The 21,203-nt window shown below is 69.6% G+C and carries 20 protein-coding genes and 1 pseudogene; 14 read left to right on the top strand and 7 right to left on the bottom strand.

Features of this window, described 5'->3' with window-relative positions; all coding sequences use genetic code 11:
* Nucleotides 1-2 precede the first annotated feature (2 nt).
* The 9 genes and pseudogenes from fae to ACZ5Y0_RS32580 form a co-directional block, all read left to right on the top strand.
* Entirely contained in the window at nucleotides 3-542 is a 540-nt protein-coding gene (fae, locus tag ACZ5Y0_RS32620; protein WP_469132270.1) for a formaldehyde-activating enzyme, read from the top strand.
* On the top strand, nucleotides 539-1,651 hold the full coding sequence (locus ACZ5Y0_RS32615; RefSeq protein WP_469132269.1) for a mandelate racemase/muconate lactonizing enzyme family protein: 1,113 nt from the start codon (nucleotides 539-541) through the stop codon (nucleotides 1,649-1,651). The genes fae and ACZ5Y0_RS32615 overlap by 4 nt, the downstream gene beginning before the upstream one ends.
* Nucleotides 1,648-3,168: an aldehyde dehydrogenase gene (locus tag ACZ5Y0_RS32610; protein WP_469132268.1), complete on the top strand. Its 1,521-nt coding sequence runs from the start codon at nucleotides 1,648-1,650 to the stop codon at nucleotides 3,166-3,168. The genes ACZ5Y0_RS32615 and ACZ5Y0_RS32610 overlap by 4 nt, the downstream gene beginning before the upstream one ends.
* Before the next feature lie 50 nt (nucleotides 3,169-3,218).
* On the top strand, nucleotides 3,219-4,157 hold the full coding sequence (locus ACZ5Y0_RS32605) for an NAD(P)-dependent oxidoreductase (RefSeq protein ID WP_469132267.1): 939 nt from the start codon (nucleotides 3,219-3,221) through the stop codon (nucleotides 4,155-4,157).
* A 34-nt stretch (nucleotides 4,158-4,191) separates the two neighbouring features.
* On the top strand, nucleotides 4,192-5,352 hold the full coding sequence (locus tag ACZ5Y0_RS32600) for an iron-containing alcohol dehydrogenase family protein (RefSeq protein ID WP_469132266.1): 1,161 nt from the start codon (nucleotides 4,192-4,194) through the stop codon (nucleotides 5,350-5,352).
* A gap of 380 nt (nucleotides 5,353-5,732) precedes the next feature.
* Nucleotides 5,733-5,882: a hypothetical protein gene (locus ACZ5Y0_RS32595; protein WP_469132265.1), complete on the top strand. Its 150-nt coding sequence runs from the start codon at nucleotides 5,733-5,735 to the stop codon at nucleotides 5,880-5,882.
* A gap of 580 nt (nucleotides 5,883-6,462) precedes the next feature.
* On the top strand, nucleotides 6,463-7,179 hold the full coding sequence (locus ACZ5Y0_RS32590) for an SDR family NAD(P)-dependent oxidoreductase (protein ID WP_469132264.1): 717 nt from the start codon (nucleotides 6,463-6,465) through the stop codon (nucleotides 7,177-7,179).
* An 83-nt stretch (nucleotides 7,180-7,262) separates the two neighbouring features.
* Nucleotides 7,263-8,135 (top strand): oxidoreductase, encoded by an 873-nt coding sequence (locus tag ACZ5Y0_RS32585; RefSeq protein ID WP_469132295.1) that lies wholly within the window; start codon nucleotides 7,263-7,265, stop codon nucleotides 8,133-8,135.
* Nucleotides 8,136-8,700: 565 nt separating this feature from the next.
* Nucleotides 8,701-8,835 (top strand): annotated as a pseudogene (locus ACZ5Y0_RS32580) (MmyB family transcriptional regulator); the annotation flags it as partial.
* A 207-nt stretch (nucleotides 8,836-9,042) separates the two neighbouring features.
* Here the strand turns inward: ACZ5Y0_RS32580 and ACZ5Y0_RS32575 are convergent.
* The 6 genes from ACZ5Y0_RS32575 to ACZ5Y0_RS32550 form a co-directional block, all read right to left on the bottom strand.
* Complete coding sequence (locus ACZ5Y0_RS32575) at nucleotides 9,043-9,942, bottom strand: alpha/beta hydrolase (RefSeq protein ID WP_469132263.1); 900 nt, start codon at nucleotides 9,940-9,942, stop codon at nucleotides 9,043-9,045.
* A gap of 121 nt (nucleotides 9,943-10,063) precedes the next feature.
* Nucleotides 10,064-10,882, bottom strand: coding sequence for an enoyl-CoA hydratase/isomerase family protein (locus tag ACZ5Y0_RS32570; protein WP_469132262.1), 819 nt, complete (start codon nucleotides 10,880-10,882; stop codon nucleotides 10,064-10,066).
* Between the two features lie 376 nt (nucleotides 10,883-11,258).
* Complete coding sequence (locus ACZ5Y0_RS32565; protein WP_469132261.1) at nucleotides 11,259-12,536, bottom strand: MFS transporter; 1,278 nt, start codon at nucleotides 12,534-12,536, stop codon at nucleotides 11,259-11,261.
* A 270-nt stretch (nucleotides 12,537-12,806) separates the two neighbouring features.
* Entirely contained in the window at nucleotides 12,807-13,292 is a 486-nt protein-coding gene (locus ACZ5Y0_RS32560) for a lipocalin-like domain-containing protein (protein ID WP_469132260.1), read from the bottom strand.
* Between the two features lie 63 nt (nucleotides 13,293-13,355).
* Nucleotides 13,356-14,933 carry an aldehyde dehydrogenase (NADP(+)) gene (locus tag ACZ5Y0_RS32555; protein WP_469132259.1) on the bottom strand — a complete coding sequence of 526 codons (1,578 nt, stop codon included), beginning with the start codon at nucleotides 14,931-14,933 and terminating at the stop codon, nucleotides 13,356-13,358.
* Nucleotides 14,930-15,559 (bottom strand): cysteine hydrolase family protein, encoded by a 630-nt coding sequence (locus ACZ5Y0_RS32550; RefSeq protein WP_469132258.1) that lies wholly within the window; start codon nucleotides 15,557-15,559, stop codon nucleotides 14,930-14,932. Before ACZ5Y0_RS32550 ends, ACZ5Y0_RS32555 begins: the two co-directional genes overlap by 4 nt.
* Nucleotides 15,560-15,736: 177 nt before the next feature.
* Between ACZ5Y0_RS32550 and ACZ5Y0_RS32545 the strand changes: the two genes are divergently transcribed.
* The 4 genes from ACZ5Y0_RS32545 (at nucleotide 15,737) to ACZ5Y0_RS32530 (ending at nucleotide 18,895) form a co-directional block, all read left to right on the top strand.
* Nucleotides 15,737-16,327, top strand: coding sequence for a TetR/AcrR family transcriptional regulator (locus ACZ5Y0_RS32545; RefSeq protein ID WP_469132257.1), 591 nt, complete (start codon nucleotides 15,737-15,739; stop codon nucleotides 16,325-16,327).
* A gap of 450 nt (nucleotides 16,328-16,777) precedes the next feature.
* A complete protein-coding gene (locus ACZ5Y0_RS32540; protein ID WP_469132256.1) occupies nucleotides 16,778-17,272 on the top strand; it encodes an SsgA family sporulation/cell division regulator in 495 nt (164 codons plus the stop codon).
* Nucleotides 17,273-17,447: 175 nt separating this feature from the next.
* Entirely contained in the window at nucleotides 17,448-18,008 is a 561-nt protein-coding gene (locus ACZ5Y0_RS32535; RefSeq protein ID WP_469132255.1) for an NADPH-dependent FMN reductase, read from the top strand.
* Nucleotides 18,009-18,751: 743 nt separating this feature from the next.
* Nucleotides 18,752-18,895: a hypothetical protein gene (locus tag ACZ5Y0_RS32530; protein WP_469132254.1), complete on the top strand. Its 144-nt coding sequence runs from the start codon at nucleotides 18,752-18,754 to the stop codon at nucleotides 18,893-18,895.
* 200 nt (nucleotides 18,896-19,095) lie between these two features.
* Here ACZ5Y0_RS32530 and secY read toward each other — a convergent pair whose 3' ends face one another.
* Complete coding sequence (secY, locus tag ACZ5Y0_RS32525; RefSeq protein ID WP_469132253.1) at nucleotides 19,096-20,403, bottom strand: preprotein translocase subunit SecY; 1,308 nt, start codon at nucleotides 20,401-20,403, stop codon at nucleotides 19,096-19,098.
* 274 nt (nucleotides 20,404-20,677) lie between these two features.
* On the opposite strand from secY, the gene ACZ5Y0_RS32520 reads away from it, so the two are divergent.
* Nucleotides 20,678-21,037 carry a hypothetical protein gene (locus ACZ5Y0_RS32520; protein WP_469132252.1) on the top strand — a complete coding sequence of 120 codons (360 nt, stop codon included), beginning with the start codon at nucleotides 20,678-20,680 and terminating at the stop codon, nucleotides 21,035-21,037.
* Nucleotides 21,038-21,203: the final 166 nt, after the last annotated feature.

The following is a 21,203-nucleotide window of genomic DNA, read 5'->3' as shown; positions in this document are numbered from 1 at the left end:
TCATGTCCTCCCCCATTGCCCCGACCGCGCTCATCGGCGAGTCCTTCGTCGGTGAGGGTGTCAATGCAGCGCACACGAACGTCGTCATCGGCCGCAAAGGTGGCCCGGTCGAGACGGCGTGGGCGACCGCGCTGGCCACGCCCAGCGTCGGTCACGTCCCGTTCATGACGGTCGTCCGCCCGTCGGTGCCGGTCAAGCCCTTGACGTTGTTCGTCAACAAGGCCGCGGCCGGCGGCGAGCTGCACCAGCGGGCCACCTGGGGTTCGGCGCAGGCAGGTCTGGCCCAAGGCGTGCTGGATGCCGTTGCGGAGGGTCTGCTGCCCGCGCAGGAGGCGGACGATCTGCTGATCATCGCCGCCGTGTGGGTCAACCCGGAGGTCGACGACCTCGATGTCTCCTTCCGTAACCAGCGTGCCGCCGCCTACGGCGCCGTCCGCGCCGCCGTCACGGGTACGCCGACCATCCGGGAGGTCCGCGAGGCCGCCCAGTACGGGCCCGCGAACCCGTTCTACTCGCCCTCCGCGGAGGTACTCGCCCGATGAAGATCACCGACATCAGCCTGGACCGGCTGCGCCTGGAACTGGACCCGCCGTTCCGTGCCGCCTGGGACCCCGAGCCGCGCCGTCACTTCGACGCCACGATCGTCCGCGTCCACACCGACGAGGGAATCACCGGCATCGGCTCGGGTGATGTGATGGACGGATTCGAGACGTACAAGCACCTGTTCGTCGGTGAGGACCCGCTCGACATCACCCGGCACGTCAGGGCGATCGAGACCGCCAACTTCCACGGGGCCTATTACTGGCCTCTGGAAGCCGCGCTGTGGGACGTCATCGGCAAGGTGCACGGCCGCCCGGTGTCGGAGCTGTTCGGCAACGCGACGCGCAGACTGCCTGCGTACGCGTCCTCCGGGGAACTCAAGTCCCCGCAGGAGCGGGTCGCGACGGCGCTGAAGGTGCGCGAGGCCGGCTTCCGCGCCATGAAGATCCGCATCGACCGGGACCGGGTCGACGAGGGCATCGCCGCGGTGCGTGCCGTGCGCGAGGAACTGGGCGACGACTTCGAGATCATGGTCGACCTGAACCAGTCCTGGCGGATGGCCGGCGACACGGCGAACGCCTCCGACCTCGTCAAGACCCGCAGGACCGTCGCACGCCTCGCCGAACTCGACGTCTTCTGGGTCGAGGAACCGCTTCCCTACGCGGACCTGGCCGGCTTCAAGCGGCTGCGCGCCGAGAACCCGGGCGTGCGCATCGCCGCCGGCGAGATGCACCACTCCCCTACCGAACTGCTGCGCTACCTGGAAGAGGATGCTCTCGACATCTACCAGCCGGACGTGGTGCTCGCGATCGGGATGCACCGCGCGCGCACCCTGGCCGAACTGGCACAGCTGAAACACCGGCACTTCACCCCGCACAGCTGGACCAACGGCATCGGCGTCCTCGCCAATCTGCACGTGTGCGCGGGCGTCGGCGGCGGGCCCTACTTCGAGTACCCCTATGACCCGCCCGGCTGGACGCCCGAGCGCCGCGACTTCATGCTCGCCGAGCCGGTGCGTGTCCATGCCGACGGCCACCTCGAAGTGCCGGACAAACCGGGCCTCGGAATCGAACTCGACGAGGACGCGATCGACCGCTGGAGAATCAAGTGACGTATGACGTGAGTGAGTTGCTGGCACGCACCCACGACGAATGGCAGACCGCGGCCGGCAGACTGTCCTTCGAGACCCGGCTCTTCATCGACGGCTCCTTCACCGACGCCACCTCGGGCGACAGCTTCCCGAGTATCTCCCCGCGCGACGGTACCGTTCTCTGCCAGGTGCAGGCGGCCGGCGTCGAGGACGTGGACCGGGCGGTGCGCTGCGCACGCGCGGCCTTCGAGGACGGCCGCTGGCGTGACCTCGCCCCCAGGGAGCGCAAGCGCGTCCTGCTGCGCTGGGCCGAACTGATCCTCGCCGACGCCGAGGAACTGGCCCTGCTCGACACCCTGGAGATGGGCAAGCCCATCACGGAGTCGGTGCGCATCGACGTGGTCAAGACCGCCGAGACCATCGCCTGGTACGCGGAGGCGATCGACAAGACGTACGACGAGGTCGCGCCGACGCCCGGCGACGCCCTGGCCCTGATCACCCGGGAACCGCTGGGTGTGGTGGCGGCGGTCGTACCCTGGAACTACGCGCTGCTGATCGCCGGCTGGAAGCTGGGGCCGGCGCTGGCGACCGGCAACAGCGTGGTCCTCAAGCCCGCTGAGCAGACGTCCCTGGCAGCTCTGCGGCTCGCCGCGCTCGGTACGCGGGCGGGGCTGCCGGACGGGGTCCTCAACGTCGTGCCCGGCCGGGGCGAGGTCGCCGGACAGGCTCTCGGAAGGCACCACGAGGTCGACAAGATCGCCTTCACGGGATCGGCCGAGGTCGCCCGCCTGTTCCAGGTGTACGCCGGCGAGTCCAACGGCAAGCAGGTCGCGGTCGAGGCCGGCGGCAAGTCCCCGCAGCTCGTCCTGGCCGACGCCGACATCAAGGCCGCCGCGTCCGCCGTCGCCTGGGGCATTTTCTACAACGCCGGCCAGACCTGCAACGCGGGATCGCGGGTCGTCGTGCACGCGTCCGTCAAGGAGCGACTCCTCGACGCGGTACGCCGGATCACGGCCGAGACCTTCCGTGTCGGTGATCCGCTCGACCCCGCCACGGTGATGGGGCCCGTGGTCGACGAGGCACAACTCGGCAAGATCCTGGGGTATGTGAAGCGAGGTGAGCAGGACGGCGCGAGGGTCCTGCTCGGCGGCCGCCGCATCCTGTCCGACTCCGGTGGCACGTTCGTCGAGCCGACCGTGCTCGACGGAGTCGCCAACAGGTCCGTGGTCGGCCAGGAGGAGATCTTCGGGCCCGTCCTCGCCGTGATCTCGTTCGACGGAGACGTCGACGAAGGCATACGCCTCGCCAACGAGAGCGACTTCGGCCTCGTCGCCTCCGTCTGGACCCGGGACGTCACCCTCGCGCACCGCACCGCGCGGCGGCTGCGCGCCGGAACGGTCTGGATCAACACCTTCGACGCGAGCGACGTCATCACACCGTTCGGCGGGTTCAAGGCCACCGGCGCGGGTCGTGACAAGTCGCTGCACGCGCTGGACGCCTATACCGCGCTGAAGACCACCTGGATCAATCTGGCCTGAACGGCGACCACTTCCCCTGACTCACCTCTAGAGCCGTAGCGAGGACAACGATGAGGATCGGTTTCATCGGCCTGGGCAACATGGGCCGCCACATGGCCCGTCACCTGATAAACGCGGGACACCTGGTCACTGTGCACGACGCTCGCCCCGAAGCCGCCGCGGAGCACCTTGAACTGGGGGCTCGCTGGGCGAAGGATCCGGCGGACTGCGCACGCGATGCCGAAGTGCTGATCACCATGTTGCCCGATCCGCGAATCGTCGAGGACGTGCTGTTGCGCGGCGGTGCGGCCCGGGCGCTGCCCGAGGGCGCGTTGTGGCTCGACATGTCCACTTCCACCCCGGCCGCCGCCGCGCGGGTCGCGGCCGAGGTGCTGGACCGGCGGGGAGTGCGCCGCCTGGACGCCCCGGTCAGCGGGATGGCCCGCGGCGCCGAGGCGGGCATGCTGCAGATCTTCGTCGGCGGGACGGAGGACGACTTCCGCATGTGCCTGCCCGTGCTCGAAGTCATGGGCGACCCCGACAAGGTGCTGCACGTCGGTCCCCTGGGTGCCGGCTACACCGTCAAGCTGATGATCAACCTCCTCTGGTTCAGCCACCTCGTCGCCACCTCCGAGGTGCTCGCCATGGGCGTCAAGGCAGGCGTGGACCTCGGAGTGCTGCGCAACTCGCTGCTCGCCAGCCCGGCGGCGTCGAACTTCCTGGAGAACGACATTCTCTGCGTGCTCGCCGACGGCGACTACGACGACTCGTTCGCCATGATGCTCGCCTGCAAGGACCTGGGACTGGCCGTCGACCTCGGCCGCGACCTGGGCGTGTCCACCGAACTGTCCGCGCTGGTCGAGCAGATCTACCGCCGCTCCAAGGCCCAGCACGGCGACCTGGCCGGCGAGATGAGCCCGGTGCGCCTGTACGAGGCTCTGGCCGGGCGCGAGTTCCGGCTCCCCGACCCCACCTCCGCTCCGGACGACGCCGCTCTCAGCGCCGTCTGAGCCGTCCCTTCGCCTCTCCGAGGAGCTGCACACCATGGGCGCGTCCCTCCCCAGTCAGCTGACCGTCGATCCGACCTGCCGCATCGAGTTCGGACCCGGCCGCGTCGACCACCTTCCCGGCCTCATCGCCTCCCTCGGCATGGACCGCGCCTTCCTGGTCACCGACCGCGGTCTGCGCGCCGTCGGCATCGTCGACCAGGTCCTCAAGGTTCTCGACGCGGCCGGGGTGGAGCACGCCGTGTACGAGGGCGTCGGTGCCAACCCCTCCACCACCAACGTCGACGAGGGCGCGACACGTGCGCGGGCCTTCGGGCCGGCGGTCGTCATAGCGCTCGGCGGGGGCTCGGTTCTCGACGCCGCGAAGGGCATCTCACTGCTGGTCGGCAACACCGACGCGCAGGCCGCCGACGCCGACAGTCTGTGGGACGCGCTCGACGGGCTGCCGCTGATCGCCGTGCCCACCACCTCGGGAACGGGCGCGGAGACCAACGGCTTCGGCGTCATCGAGGACACCACCGCCCGCCGCAAGATCTACATCGGCCATCCGTCGGTCAGACCCCGGATCGCCCTCCTCGATCCGGTCCTCACGCTCGGTCTGCCCGCATCGATCACCGCTGCGACCGGCATCGACGCGCTGGTCCACGGCATCGAGTCGCTCGCCTCGCGCGGCGCCAACCCCGTGTCGGCGGCCTTCGCCGCGCAGGCCGTCGCCCTGGTCGGACGCTGGTTGCCGATCGCCCACCACGACGGGTCCGACCTGGAGGCCCGCTCGCACCTGATGCTGGGCGCCCACCTGGCCGGGCAAGCCCTCACCCTTTCCGGTCTCGGTCTCGTCCACGGCATCGGCCACTCCCTCACGGCCCACACCGGCACGTCCCACGGCGTCGCTCTGGCGGCCGTTCTGGAGGAAGTACTGGAGTTCAGTGCTCCGGCAGCGTCGGACGCGTACGAGCAGGCAGGCCGGGCCCTTCGCCTGTCCCCGCCCGCCGACGGCGACTGGGGACGGATCACTGTGGGCGCGGTCCGGGAGATCAGCGGCGCCCTCGGCATCAAGCGGCCCCTGCGCGAACTGGGCGTGAGCCGCGACATGATGACACCCATCGCCCGAGGCGCCCTCGCCGACGCGGTGACCCGCAACGCGCCGCTCCAGCCGACCGAGGAGCAAGTGAGGGACATCCTCGACAAGGTCTTCTAGCCACGGACGCCGGGCTCGGGCACGGGGTGCTGCGACGGCTCCGGTCCGGGCGGTGTCCTGACCATGGCGTGCGGTGGCCCCGGCACGGGTTCGCCCGCCGGGCAGCCGGGCCAGGCCGGCCGGCTGCCCGGCGGGCTCACGCCTTCAAGCCTCCGGTGTGCGCAGCCATCTCAGCGCGGCGGACTTTGCTTGATCAGTCGGCGAGTCGCGGTCGGCGCCGGGACGTGACCATCCGGGGTCGTGGACATGTAGCACTTACGGCTCCGCGCGCTCACCTCACCCCCTCGGGCCGGGCTATCTGCACCAACGGTTCACCAGCCCCTCTGTGCAGCCTCGAGACGGCCGTCGACAACCTCGTCGCGGCCGGACGCGTACCGCGCGTGCCGCCGCACATCCTGTACTTCGCCATCCCCGACCCCGCGCTCGCCCTGGCGCGGGACCCGATCGCCGACCGGCTGAACCCGACGGCCGCTCCGGTGGCGCAACAGCACAGGAACGGCATCGCCGACATGCTCTCCGCCTCGTTCTGAACGGTCCGCTCCGACCGGAACGGGGTACACCCCGCTTGATCTCCGGCCGGTGCGTATGGCCGCCTCAGCGACCCTCCGACCACGCAGGACACGGTCCGAGTCCGCAGGGTGACGGTGTCGAGGACCGCGTGATCCGCGGGCGGCCCCACCTTGCACCGCCCCGCCGACGGCTCACCCGGCACCTCACGCGCCGATCTGTCCGGCCGCCACGAGGATCACCCGGATCGGCCCGACGGCCGAGACGTCCGCACGGCCACCGCCCCAGACGTCAGCCGCCGGGGACGTCAGCCGCCGGGAGGTGTCGTCACCTGCCGCGGCGGGGCCGTCGTCGCACCCCGCGCGGCCGGGGCGTGACCAGCACGCACGCCGGACCTTCCCTTCTCACCCAGGTGACCGCGGGTCCATCGCGAGGTGCGCCCATGACTCATGTGCTCCCACCTGATAGGCCGAGCCTCCCGACGCAGGCAGGGGGAGTCGCACGTCCGTTACACCGATTCTCGGCCGCTGGAATTTTGTCGACCGGTCGTCTAGTTTAGGGAGCAGACGCAAGACACCGCTCGATCCCCTTGGAGAGACAACCATGAGCACCTCCGGACAGAAGAAGGTCGCCATCATCACCGGTGCGTCGCAGGGCATCGGCGCCGGCCTGGTCGACGCCTACCGCAAGCTCGGCTACGCGGTCGTCGCCACATCCCGTGGCATCGCTCCCTCCCAGGACCCGGACGTCGTCACCGTTCAGGGCGACATCGCCGATCCGGCCACCGGCGAGCGCGTGGCACGTGCCGCGATCGAACGCTTCGGCCGCATCGACACCCTGGTCAACAACGCCGGCATCTTCGTGGCCAAGCCCTTCACGGACTACACGCCCGAGGACTACGCCGCAGTCACCGGTGTGAACCTGGACGGCTTCTTCCGCATCACCCAGCTCGCGGTCGAGCAGATGCTCCGTCAGGGCAGCGGCCACGTCGTGCAGATCACCACCAGCCTGGTCGATCACGCCAACTCCTCCGTCACCTCGGTTCTCGCCTCACTGACCAAGGGCGGTCTGCAGTCGGCGACCAAGGCCCTGGCCATCGAGTACGCCACCCGCGGCATCCGCAGCAACGCCGTGGCCCTCGGCATCATCAAGACGCCGATGCACCTGGAAGAGCACCACTCCACCTTCGCCGCGCTGCATCCGGTCGGCCGGATGGGAGAGGTCAGCGACATCGTCGACGCGGTCGTCTACCTGGAGAACGCCCCCTTCGTCACGGGCGAGATCCTGCACGTCGACGGTGGTCAGAGCGCCGGTCACTGATCTCCGACTCCCCCGCACACAGGGGTGGGCCGCGGGCTCCACGCGTTTTCACGTGGAGCCCGCCCCCTCCCATGACAGGAGCAATCATGAGCAGAACCTTTCTCATCACGGGCGTCAGTACCGGCCTGGGGCGTGCTTTCGCCCGAGAGGCGCTGGCAGCCGGTCACCGGGTCGTCGGAACCGTGCGACAGGCGCACCAACTAGCCGAGTTCACCGACCTGGCCCCGGGCCGCGCCGTGGGGATGCTCCTCGACGTGACCGACGAGCACGCCGTCGACGCGGTGGTCCAGAGGATCGAGGAGGAGACGGGACCCATCGACGTACTCGTCAGCAACGCCGGTTACGGGGTCGAGGGGACCGTCGAGGAGTCGTCACTGGCCGATCTGCGCCGGCAGTTCGACGTCAACGTGTTCGGGACCGTGGCGGTCGTCAAGGCCGTCCTTCCCCATATGCGGCGCCGGCGCAGCGGCCACATCGTCACGCTGTCGTCCATGGCGGGGCTCACTGCGCTGCCCGGTGTCGCCTTCTACGGCGCCAGCAAATTCGCCGTCGAAGGGTTCTCCGCCTCCTTGGCACAGGAGGTGGCTCCGTTCGGCATCCATGTCACCTCACTCGCCCTCGGATCGTTCCGCACGGACTGGGCCGGACGCTCCATGGTGCGTGTCCCTCGCACCATCTCCGACTACGACACCGTGTTCGATCCCATCCGGGCCGCCCGCAGGGGCAAGGACGGCAAGCAGGTGGGTGACCCGGAGCGCGCCGCCAAGGCCCTGATGACGGTCCTGGAGGCGGAAGATCCGCCCGTGCACCTTCTGCTCGGCAGCGACGCGCTGCACCTCGTCCAGAAGGGCCGCCGACAGCTCCAGGAGGACATGGACGCCTGGGCCTATCTGACGGCCTCCACCGACTTCCCGGCCGATGAGCCGTCCGCAGCAACCGGCCCCGGTGCGACCTGACCGAGAGGATCGGGCGCCCGCGTCCATGTCGCGCCGCCCGCCTGGGAGGTCGTCGTGGCGGCGGTGACCCGGGCCCACCGCGCAGCGGGGCGGCCGCCTGCCTTGCGGACCTGCCGGCAGCGTGTCGCACGGCCTCCGGCGGACACGGTCGCCCGCGGCGCCCACGCCCACGGGAGGCCGCGGATGACGTGCCGCCCCGCGGCGCCGCGTACCTGCGGTGTCCTGGAAACCGGCACAACAACGCCATGGCGGCGCAGCGGACGGCCTGAGGCCACACCGGTCCGACGTATGCGGCCGAAACGGATGTGCTGAGACATAGGTGCTGTCCGCGGTCGCGGTGACGCACTCGGCGCCGTCGCCCGCTCGGGCCCGGGCGATCGCGCTTCCGCGGCTGACGCACCACCGGCCGCGACCCCGTCGGGGGCGTTGTCAGACCCGCGAGGCTCACCGATCAGGCCCCAACTCCGGTCGTAGCTCCGGACCGAAGTGCCGCCGACCTCCGGTCGCTGCCCACTCCCCCGGCGCAGCGGTCGTGGGACGTGAGTAGACCTCGTCGCGGCCGGATCATCCGGTCGTGGGCGAGCTGACCCTCGCCTGGGACACTCTCACCTCGACCACCAGCGGCGAGCAGCAACTCGTCGTCTGGTCCGCCGAGACCGGCACCCCGTCCCACGACGAGCTGTTCATGCTGGCTTCGTGAAGCGGGGTGCCGGACCGGCAGCGCACTGATTCCAGTACGCGCGACCCACCGCCCGAGTGATCCCCGAACGATCAGTCCTCATGCGGGCAGTTGCTGCCACCGAGGTCCGCGGGGCGTCGACCACACGGACGAGGCACCGCCGCGACAGTGCCGCCCAGTGGACGAGATGGGCAACGGCGGCCGGCATCCGCACGGGAAGAGAGCCGTTCAGGACACATGCTTCCCGAACCATTCGACGGCCGCCGCGCGGGCTGAGTCGAACTCCTCGAGGTAGGGCGCGAAGTGCCCGCCCGGGATCAGTTCGAGCCGCTTGGGTTCGAGAGCGCGCTCGTAGGCCGCGAGCGCGATGTCGGTGGGGGTCATGGTGTCGTGAGTGCCGACGATCATCAGCAGGGGTGTCGGAGACACCTTGTCGATGTATACCCCGGGCTCGTACATACGGCTGTTCCGGCTCGACCGGAGAGTCAGCTTGTTCTCCCACTGGACGTCCGAGTCGTACGGCCGCAGGTAGAAGTCGACGACATCGGGGTCGCGGTAGAGGGCGGGGACATCGGGGTCCTTGCTGACGATGGTGACCGTCGCCGGTGCGCTGCCTCGCAGCTGGGCGCGCTCGTCCTCGTCGTAGCGCCGCTCGACCGCCGCCTGGTGCTCGGGGAGAGCACGGCGCTGTCCGATCTGCAATCCGCTGATCATGGGAACCTGCGCCACGACGGCCCGCAGCCGGCGATCTGTCGCGCCGAGGACCAGCGCATGGCCACCGGCGAAGCTCGTACCCCACAGGCCGATGCGCCGCTCGTCGACCTCGGGACGCGACTCGAGGTAGGAGATCGCGCGGCGCCAGTCGGCGATCTGCTGCCACGGGTTCACGTCGTGCCTCGGCGTACCGCTGCTGGCTCCGAAGGTGCGGTGATCGTGGGCGAGCACGACGTAACCCGCTTCGGCGAAGGCCCTGGCGAAAGGTTCGAGCCCTTGATCCTTGATCCCACCGAGGCCGATGGTCATGGTGATGGCCGGCAATGGCTCCTCGGCACCATCGGGTATGAACAGCCATCCCCCCAGGGTCGCGCCCTCGGCCGGTATCTCCACGTCACTTCGCGTGAACGTCACGCCCTCTGCCCTTCCGCGTCAGCCAGCACTGCGGGGCCCTCGGGTACTGCTGGACGGTCGCCGCGGGCCCCCTCATGGCGGCGACCGTGATCCAGCCGGACGGGCCTCGGCCCGCCGCCGTTCACTCGGCCAGGCGGCGGCCGAGGTCGAGCTCCACCCCGTCGGGGCGCTGGAGTCCGCGCTCGAAGAGGGAGCGGACGCGGTGAGCGTTCTCGGGACGTCCGGAGGTCTGGAAGAAGGCCTGCAGACTCGCGCCGTACGACTCCTCCGTCGGCAGGGACTCCACGTCCACCAAGGACTTGATCCGGGCGACGGCCACCTTGTCGAAGCCTGCGATGCGCCTGGCGAAGCCGTCCACGAACTGCTCGAGTTCGCCGCCGGGCACCACACGGTTCACATAGCCGTACGCGGCAGCGAGGTCGGCGGGGAAGTCGTCGCCGCCGAGCAGGATCTCCAGGGCCCGGCCCCGGCCCACGAGGCGGGGGAGGCGGCCGGTGGGATTGCCGCCGGGGACCGCTCCGACGCCCACCTCGAACTGTCCGAGGACGGCGCCCGGTCCGGCGAAACGGATGTCCGTCGCGAGGACGAACTCACTGCCCGCCCCGCGAGCACGGCCGCCGATCTCGGTGATGGTGGCAGCCGGAACCCTCGCGAGCCGGTACAGGTTGTCGGCGAAGGGGTGCAGTCCGGAAGGCGCGGGCTGCATGGCTGCGACCCGGGCGCGGTCGGACTGCATGTCCCAGTGCGCCATGAAGAAGTCCGGGTTGGCACTGCGGAAGACGACGGCCGTCAGCTCGGGTGCCTGCTCGATACGGGTGATCAACGCGGCGAGCTGCTCGATGGTGTCGGGGTCGATCAGGTTGATCTCCCCGTTGGAGAAGGTCACCCGCCAGTAGGAAGGACTGATCTCCTCGACCGTGAACTGGTGCTGGGCACTCATGTGGATCTCCTGATGGTCGCGCGGGCGAGTTGTGCCGAGGGGCCGGTGATGAGGGGCAGGTGGTTGCAAGCGGACACCGGTGATGAGCGCCGAGCCGGGCAGGACAGCTGCTCCCGCGTCGCGATCAGCGGACGCCTGAGCTGAAACCCGAATTCCAATCTAGCACCTGGATGGAAAGAGAGTCTCAGGGTGGGCAGGCGTCCCCAGCATGAGCCCGTGCCAGTCGCCGGACACGCTTCGTTCCATCGCCCGCGTCCCGGACTTGACCGGCCATCGCTGGAGTCCGCGGGCTCGGACGCTTGGAAGTTCCGTAAGGCAGCCGCTGCTGCATACGCGCGAGGAGCGCCCGTCCCGCGGTCACGTCGGGGTGTCGGCGTCACCGGCCACCGACCCGAGCCGTGCCGCTGTCGGTCACGGCTTCCCGGCCGGACGCGGCCTCGGCGGGCCGACCGGCCGGGCCGTGGCCGGTTCGCTGCGTGTGCCAGGAGAGGGCGATCGCCGCGAGCAGGAGGAAGCCCAGGCCCGTCGCCACCACACCGGCCCAGCCGAACGTGGAGAAGGCCGCCGCCGCGACGGAGGATCCGGCGGCACCTCCGGCGAACACCGAGAACATGTAGACGGTGTTGAGGCGAGCCCGGATGGCCGGCTGTGCGGCGAAGATGCGGGCTTGATTGGCCACCTGACTGCTGGTCGTACCGAAGCCGAGCAGATTGCAACCGACGGCCAGGAGGACCAGTGACCGGTCTGCCACCGCGAACAGGACGAACGCGAACGCCGCCGAAGTGAGCGCCAGGACATTGACCCGCAACGGCCCCCATCGGTCGGCCAGTCGCCCCGAGTACCGCGCGGCCAGGGCACCCGGGACGCTGAAGAGACCGAACAGCCCGATCACGGCGGGTCCCAGTCCGAGCGGGGGCGCGGTCAGGTGGAAGGCCAGAGAGGACCAGAAGGCGGAGAAGGCCGCGAAGACGGTCGCACCCAACGCCGCCGAGACGCGCAGCGACGCGTGCTGGGTGATCAACGGGGGCAGGGAGCCCAGCAGGCGGGCGTACCTCACCTTGTGCCTGGCGAGTGCCGGCGGGTCAGCCGGCATGTAGCGCGGCAGCACCAGGAGAAGGGCGCCGGTGGCCAGGGCCGCGACGGCGTACCCGGCTCGCCAGGTTCCCGTCGCCTCGGCGATGAGCCCGGCGGCGGTGCGTGACAGCAGGGCCCCCAGGGTGAGCCCCGTGCCGACCGCGGCAAGGACGCGCCCCGCGTTGCCGGCGGACGCCATGGACACGACGGTCGGCATGATGACCTGCGGCAGTACCGTGCTGGTGGAGAGCACGAGGGCCGCCAGACTCAAGAGGGCGACCGAGGGAGCGAGCGCACCCGCGAGGAGGCCCACGGTGGTGATCACCAACAGCACGGTGGACAACCGGCGGAGCCTGGCTCCGTCGGCGAGCGGCACGACGGTGACGATGCCCAGCGCGTAGCCGATCTGCCCCGCGGTGGCCACCAGCCCGGCGGTGGAAGCCGAGGTGTGGAAGCTGTGGGCGATCTCGTCGAGGAGCGGCTGGGCGAAGTAGATGTTGGAGACGGTGATTGCGGTCGCCGTGGCGAAGACCGGGATGGTCCCCCGTTTGACGCCTGGGCGGGTGGCTGCGCTGGTCATTGTTTCCTCATGAGCACGGTTCAGGGTGGGCGGGTGGAGGCGTCGTGGCCCTGCGGGACGCCGACACGGCCTCATGCGGAGGCGACGGCACCGGGCGACGCGACGGCCGGGGCCAGGACCACCGGGGCCGGAGCCGTGGTCCCGGCCGGGACCGGAGTGTCCGATCAGCACTGCGGCCGCGCGGGCCGGCGCCGGCTCGTTTTGAGGAGGACGGCGGCGGCCGGGGGCCGGCCAGGACGCTCACCGGAGGACCCTCGAGTGGACTGCTCGTCAGACGAGCCGGTTCCAGGTCAGCTCGGCCGTACGTTCGGCCCCCCAGATCCGTGTGGGGGTGCTGACGCCGAGGCGCAGGAACGAGCCGGCGAACTGCACCGTGCGCACCTGGGTCCGTCCGATCCAGTTGGGGAAAAGACTCGTGGTGACGTGGTGTTCCACAGTGTGCCGATCGACCACCTCGAACGGCCCGCCGTAGGCCACGTATGCGGCGGCCGCCCCGGCGAGCTCGTCGGGCGTCGCCTCCTCCAGCCGTGGCGTGCTCAGAGGGCGCCGGTCGCCGCGTCCCAGCTGGGCGGACATGTACCCCTCCGGGGTGTAGACGATCAAGCCGTACGGGGTGCGGCCGAGAGGGTGGATGACCTCCCCGTCGGCGCCGTGGGCCGTGTACGAGACGAGCTGCCACGCGCCGAGCAAGTTCATGCGGACGTCGTCACGCGCCTGACGCTCGTCGTCTTCGGCGGCCGGGTTCCTTGCGGTCATGGAGTACTCCTGTTCTCACGGAGGGGCGGGCCCCGCCCCGGGCGGGCGGGACCCGTGTCGGGGTCAGCGTCGGGTGAGTTCTCCGTCGACCAGACGCCAGAGGTCGAGGGGGTTGTCCTCGCGCAACGACAGCGGCAGGAGGTCGTCGGGGAAGTTCTGGTAGGTGACCGGACGGATGAAACGGTCGATCGCTCCCATGCCGACCGAGGTGAAACGGCTGTCGGAGGTGGCCGGGAAGGGGCCGCCGTGGGTGGAGGCGTAGGAAACCTCCTGGGGGATCGAGAAGGCGTTGAACACGATCCGTCCGGTACGGCGTTCCAAAACCGGCAGGAGTTGTTCGGCGACGGGACGGTCGGCGGTGTCGGCGTGGAGGGTGGCCGAGAGCTGTCCGCGGAAAGCCCGGGCCGCTTCGAGCAGTTCCTCCGTGTCGGCGACCCTCACCAGCAGGAGCGTGGGGCCGAAGACCTCCTCGCGCAGGGTGGGTTCGGCGAGCAGCTGCTGTCCTGTGACCTCGAGCAGGAGGGCCTGGCCGTCCGCCTCGCCGGCCGGGGCGGCTCCCTGGCCGAGCAGGGTGGCGCCGTTGTCCTGGTGGCGCTGGGCGTTGTGCGTGTAGGCGTCGTGGATGCCGGGGGTGAGCATGGGGCGTGCGGCCCACTTCTCCACCTCGGCGACGGCCGCGTCGCGCAGTTCGGCGTAACCGGGTCCGTCGACGGCGAGGAGGACGGCGGGCTTGAGGCAGGCCTGGCCGACGTTGTACATGCCTCGCTGCACCAGGCCGGTGCCGATCTCGGCGCCGCGGGCGGCGAGGGCGGCGGGCAGGACGAAGGTCGGGTTGACGCTGGTCATCTCGGTGAACACCGGGATGGGGTCGGGGCGTTGCTGGGCCCGGCGGTAGAGCGCCATGCCGCCGGCCTCCGAGCCGGTGAAGGTGACCGCCCTGACGAGCGGGTGGTCCACGAGCGCTTCGCCGATCTCGTTGCCGGGGCCGCGCACCAGGGAGAACACGCCGGCGTGCAGGCCGGATTCGGCGACGGCGTCCTGAATGATGCGGCCCTCGATCTCGGCGGCCCCCGGGTGGGCGTTGTGGGCCTTGAGGACGACGGGACAGCCGGCGGCCAGGGCGGAGGCGGTGTCACCGCCCGCGACCGAGTAGGAGATCGGGAAGTTGCTGGCGCCGAAGATCACCACGGGGCCGAGGGCCACCTTCTGCAGCCGGTGGTCCTGGCGCGGAGTCGGCAGGCGATCCGGTTGCGCGGGGTCGATGGCCGCCTGGAGAAAGCGTCCTTGGCGCACGACGGCGGCGAACTTGCGGAAAACGCCGGCGCTACGCACGACCTCACCCTCGAACTGCGCGGCGGGCAGCCCGGTCTCCAGTGAGGTCCGCGCCGCGAGTTCCTCCTTGGCCGCCTCGAGCTTGTCCGCGATGAGTTCGAGGAACGCCGCTCGCTCTTCCAGTCCGGTGCGGCTGTAGGTGTCGTACGCCTCGTCCGCGAGGCGCAGGGCGCGGTCCACCTCGGCGGGTCCGCCGAAGGCGAACTCCGGCTCGATCAGCTCTCCGGTGGCGGGGTTGAACGCCTTCATCGTGCCCGCGGTGGCGGGCACCCGGTCTCCGCCGATGAGCAGGTCTCCGGTCAGTGTCATGCGCTTGCTCCCTTGAACGCGGCGATGAGCTCGTCGGTGGTGGTGATGGCGTGGGCGTAGGTCGGCCCGTTCAACTCGTGGGCGGCGTGCATCATTTCGGGCAGGAAGGCGGCGGTGGCGTCGCGTACCAGCGTCACGTGGTAGCCGAGTTCCATGGCGAAGCGGCCGGTGGACTCGATGCAGGTGTTCGCCAGCAGGCCGATGAGCACGACATGCGTGACGCCGTGCTGCTTGAGCTGGAAGTCCAGGTCCGTGTTGGCGAAACCGCTCTGCGCCCAGTGCTCCGCGACGACGACCTCGCCGGGCCGCGGCTGGAAGTCGGGGTGGAACTCTCCGCCCCAGGTCCCGCGGGCGAAACTGTGCCGTTCCATGATGCCGAGCTGGGTGGGGTTGGGGTGCTCCCAGGTCTCGTAGTCGCCCTCTTCCCAGCGGCGGTGCGGGACGAAGACCAGGCGCGTGCCGGTCTCGCGTGCGGTGGTGACGACGGCGCGGAGGTGATCGAGCAGGCCGATCTTCTCCGCCAGGGGTTCAAGGCGCGGCCAGATCTTGCCGCCCTCGGACAGGAAGTCGTTGAAGGGATCGACCAGCAGTACGGCCGTGTGGCGTGGGTCATAGGTCCGGGTCATGGCGTCCAATCCGCTCCTGGATTACTTACATCATCCTGTTTGAGGATTACGCTCATCATCCTCAAAGTCAATCGACCGCACCTTCAATCCGGTCATCAAGGGCATAGGTGTATGATGTGGGTCATCCAGTTGCGCAGTTCCCGCACTGCGCCGCCCCACACGAAAGGCAGGGTCGTCATGGGTCACTCGCAGGCGGAGAAGGCGGCGACCCGCGAACGGGTGCTGCGTATCGCGTCGCGCAGGATCCGCGAGGACGGCGTCGATCGCCCCGGCGTGGCGGAACTCATGAACGAGGCCGGCCTGACGCACGGCGGCTTCTACAAGCACTTCGACTCCCGGGACGACCTGATCAACCAGGCCGCCGCGTTCGCCCTGGCCGAGGGAACGGCCAAGATGGAGCGCTCGGCACGCCGGAACGAGCAGAACGCGCGAGCCGGCCTCATCGACGCCTACCTGGCCAAGCAGCACCGGGACGGACCGGCCACCGGATGCGCCCTGGTCACGCTGGGCGCCGCCGCCGCACGCGGTGAACGGGACGTCAAGCAGGCCTACGAGAAGCAGGTCCGCACCTACCTGGACCTGATCGCAGGTCTGGACGACGACAGCGCAGACGCGGAAACCGAGGCCATGCTGACACTCAGCGCGCTGGTCGGCGCCGTGCTCATCTCCCGGGCGGTGGCCGACAAGACGTTCTCCGACGAGGTACTGGATACCGTCGCCGAGCAACTCGTGCGCCGCACCGCCAGCGACGTCTCAGCCGACGCCTGACGAAGGCATCCGAGGGCTCGCACCCGCGAGGCCGGCCCCCGGGGCGCACGACCGCCGCCCCGAAGTGCCTTCCGACCGTCCACGCGGGCGCGTGATCGGTGCTCCCCCTTCAGGGCCGGGTCGGCGCAGACACACCTCCCCTTCATGGCCGGGTCGGCGCGGACGCGGGACCACCTGCGGCCGGGTGGGCTTCCGCGGCCGAGTTCGGTTCGTGCCGCCGCCGTCCGGCACCCCCTCCACATGCGGCGCTCTCCCCGGCGACCACACGGTGAGTGCCCCCATGCCCCTCCCCCGCCTGCTGGACCTGTCGGCCCTGACGCGCAGGAATCAAGTCGACCTGTTCGCGATGGCGCCTGCGGATTCGCCGGACAGGCCCCCGAGGCATCAGCGCGGGCTTCGCGCGTCAGGCGCATCCGCGCGGCACCGCGACGAAGGCGAGACGAGCGCGCCATGAGCCATCACGCCCCTCCCGGTCTCGGACCGGCTCCCGCACCGGAACCCGACGTGGCCTGCCGGTGCGAGGGATCCGCGATCCTGGAAGGGCTGGTCACCGTGCCGGTCACCATCGCTTTCCGCTACACCGCCGCAGATCCCTACGCGGTGCGGATGTGGGTGGAGACGGGTGTGACACCGCCGGTGGAATGGGTGTTCGCCAGACAGCTGCTGACGGAAGGCCTGTCCAGGTCGGCCGGACTCGCGGATGTGCAGATGCGTCCCGTACCTCGCAGACCACGACGCCTGGGGGCCGGCCGGGGCGCCGTCCGGATCCGGGTGAGTTCACCAGGAGGGACCACCGCCCTGACGGTACAGGCCGTCTCTCTGCGCACGTTCCTCGACCGGACCCTGGAGAGGGTCGGGGCCGGCGCCGAGAGCACCGAGCCGCACCTCGACGACGCCCTGGCCTCCTGGCTGGGCATGGAACGACGGGACGACGGGGTGGTGTGACCCGTCCCGGCCGTGACGATCGAGCACCTGACTCGGACGCACGGAATGCCCCTCCGCACGCAGGGCGGCCACCTTCTCGAGCTTTACTTGACTGAGCAAATCACTCTGGTAACTTACTTGTCGCAGCAACTACATCTCGTGCGGTTCTCGGGATGACCTTCAAGAAGGGCTCAGCATGACCAAGATCGGCATTATCCTCGGCAGCACCCGTCCCGGCCGTAACGGCGAGGCTGTGGCCCGCTGGGTGCTCGATGTCGCTACCAAGCGCGGCGACGCCGAGTACGAGCTCGTCGACCTGCTCGACTACAAGCTTCCGCACCTCGACGAGGCACTTCCGCCGTCGATGGGCCAGTACTCCCAGCCGCACACCCAGGAGTGGGCGCGCAAGATCGCTTCCTTCGACGGCTTCGTCATGGTGACGCCCGAGTACAACCACTCGACGTCCGGCGTGCTGAAGAACGCGATCGACTACCTCTTCGCCGAGTGGAACAACAAGGCCGTCGGCTTCGTCAGCTACGGCGCCATGGGCGGCGCCCGGGCGGTGGAGCACCTGCGCCTCGTCGCCGGCGAACTCCAGATGGCCGACGTACGCGCCCAGGTCGGCCTCTCGCTGTTCCACGACTTCGAGAACTTCAGCGTCCTCAAGCCCGGCGACCACCAGGTCGACGCCCTGGGCGCCACCCTGGACCAGGTCCTGGCCTGGAGCAAGGCCCTCGCCCCGCTGCGTGCCGCCTGACGGCTCCATCGAACCTGCGAGTGCCGGAGCCCAGGGGCAGGCGGACTCTTTTCCGCTCACATCCGGGTTGGGAGGGCCGTCTCACAGAGGACGGCCCTCCCGCGGTGCGGGAACGGACCGTCGACAGCCGTTCACCCCGGGAGGCTGGGCACGCCCGCTCCGCTCGTAGGTCACGGCCGGGCATGCCTTGACCGGCGGTGAGATGCCGTCGGCTCACTTGCCGGCGGGTGCAACGTCCGGACCGTCACGCCACCCGCCCCCTGCGCCGGCAGCGTGCCGCCCGCCCCGCCGCCAGGTCCCAGACGGCCGGGATGGGATTCCGACGCAGCGCGATCGCTCGGGCAGGACGGCGCCCGCGAGCTTGCCACCGCCGCAGCGCCCGCTCCGGCAGGGCCGGGCATCAACGCTGCACACCGCCGTGACCACAGCCGTGGGCCGCATCAGCCAGCCCGCCCCTCCTGGGCGAACGCCTGCACACCCGACGCGGCCACCTCAGCCGTTCGACTTCATCGACAAGAGACCACCGGGTACATCGCCGCTGTCATCCTCAGCGTTCTCCTCGCCCTTGCCTCTCTCGCCGCGGGCGCACCGAAGGCAAGCTCAAGGGCAGTGTGCCGGAGAAACTCATGGCCAAGGGCCTCAGCGCCGGTCTCGTCCGGCTCATCGGCATGTCCGAGATGGCCGCGGGGACAGGACTCATCGCGGGTATCTGGTAGCAGCCGCTGGGCATCGCCGCCGCCGGCATGCTTGCCGTCACGCTCGGTGCGATCGGGTATCACGTGTGGGACGACTACGCGGACGCCGCGTCACGTGGTGCCACGACCGCCCCGGTTCTGTTCTCCCTCGTGGCCGAGGCGGCGGGCGTCACCCTGGCAGCCTCGCAGTGACCCTCTCGCATTCGCGGGCCTGACAGCCGTCACTCGAGCCCTTCACGAAGCCGGAGCTGTTCCGGAAGGGGCGTACGCCATCGCGCGTGCGTCCCTTTCGCGCGCACGGGAGGCTGCGAGGTGTGCGCAGGCGACTATAGGTGACCGGTCGGCTATTCAGGCGTCGCCTCGCGTCCGCAGACGTCGCCGGGCGCCCCCGCCTAACGCAGAAATCCCTCATAGCGGTGCTGCTCGATCTTGCTGCTGATCTGCTTGACGGTCTCCAGCCCGACACTCACGATGATCAGGATGCTGGTCCCCGTCAGCTGATTGGAACTGCCGAAGTTTCCGAGTGCCACCGTGGGCACGAGTGCGATCAATCCGAGGTAGATCGATCCCGGCCAGGTGAGCCTGTTGAGTACATAACCCAGGTACCCCGCCGTGGCCTTACCGGCACGGATGCCCGGAATAAAACCTCCGGCCTGCTTGATGTTTCCCGCGATCTCTTCCGGGTTGAACGTGATCGACACGTAGAAGAAGGCGAAGAAGACGATCAGGAGGAAGTAGACCGCGACATAATAGGGATGATTTCCTCTGGTGAGATTGTTGTTGATCCACGCCGACCACCCAGAACCCGACCCGGCGAACTGCGCGACCAGAGCAGGAATGTAGAGAAGCGAGGAGGCAAAAATGACCGGAATCACACCGGCCTGGTTGACCTTCACCGGAATGTAGGTGGAAGTGCCTCCGTACGCCTTACGGCCGATCATCCGCTTCGCATACTGAACGGGAATGCGACGTTGCGCCTGCTCCACGAAGACGACCAGGCCCACCATGGCGAACCCCACCAGCAGGACGACGACGAAGGCGAGCCAGCCTCCGGCGAGAGTGCTCTCCTGCTTGACGGCCCACAGCGCCCCGGGGAGCGTGGAGGCGATGGACAGGAAGATCAGCATGGACATCCCGTTGCCGACTCCACGCTCCGTGATGAGCTCTCCCAGCCACATGACGCAGGCCGTGCCGGCCGTGATCGTCACGACCATGACCACGGTGGCGAAGACGGAACGGTCCGACACGATCTGCGAGGCTTCCCTGCAATTGGGGAACAAGGCGCCGCTCCGGGCGGTCGCCACGAGACCCGTGCCCTGCAGAACGGCGAGCGCGACGGTGAGATACCGGCTGTACTGAGTAATTTTCGCCTGCCCGGACGAACCCTCCTTCTTCAGCGCCTCCAGTCTCGGGATCACCACCGTGAGCAACTGGATGATGATACTTGCCGTGATGTAGGGAAGGATACCCAACGCGAAAATGGTGATCTGCAGGAGCGCGCCGCCGCTGAAGAGGTTGACCAGCCCAAGAATTCCACCCGAACCAGAAACGGAATCGACGCAGGCTTGGACCTTCTGATAATTCACCCCGGGGATCGGCACATGGGAGCCGATCCGGAACAGCACGATGATGCCGAGAGTGAAAACCAACCTCTTACGCAACTCAGGAGTCTTGAACACATGCGTGAGTGTATTGAGCACGACAGTTCCTCTTTTGCAGACCAGTTATAGACGGAAGGCATGCGCAAGGCCCGGCATGCGCAGCCGGTGGATGCCGGCCCGCGGCTCCTTGAGCCCATGCTGCACGAAAGAGGCACAACCGGCCCGTCCTGGTGACCACCAGGGGCGATGGTGGGCCGTACCCGAGCCTGGTGGTGAGGCCGCCGCGCAGCCCACGTCCGAGGTGATCACACGCCGACGCCCTGGCGATCGGTGATCCAGGGCCCTGAGCACGAAGGGCAGAGGACGTGTCACGGTGCTCGGGGCCAGTCCCCCACTGGCACAGGCCCGTCGGCCCAGTGCGCGCGGAGCATGCGGCTTCCAGTTCTTCACCGCCGGCGGACGGCTCGTCCAGGCGTTCGCCGGCGAGCAACGGCGGAGTGGGGACCATGGGAACCCCGGTGCGGGAGACCGCCCGGCCGTCATCGTCGACGAAACCTACCTGGAAGCCACGGCCGTCGCCGCGCGTGCCGCGCAGCGCCGAGGGGCCGGACGGCCGGGCGCGGTGACGGTCGCCCCACTGCTGGAGCGCCGCCAGCACCACCCGCAGTTCACGGCCGGATTCCGGCTCGCCCCGCCCTCGCTTCTCGGGGAAGGGGCGATGGCCCGTTCATGATGGGCAGGGCGCCCGGCATGTCCTGCGGCCGGTCGCCCCTGGGACGCCTCCCGCCTTCCCGGGGCGATTGGGCTAGCGCAGTGACCGGAACGCCGTGCGGATCTCCCGGGACAGCAGCTCCGGCTGCTCCCAGGCGGCGAAGTGGCCGCCCTTGTCGACCTCGTTC

It is taken from the genome of Streptomyces sp. NPDC033216 (assembly GCF_055577115.1).
The sequence above is the reverse complement of the archived record's forward strand: the minus strand, read 5'-3'. Positions and strand labels throughout refer to the sequence as shown.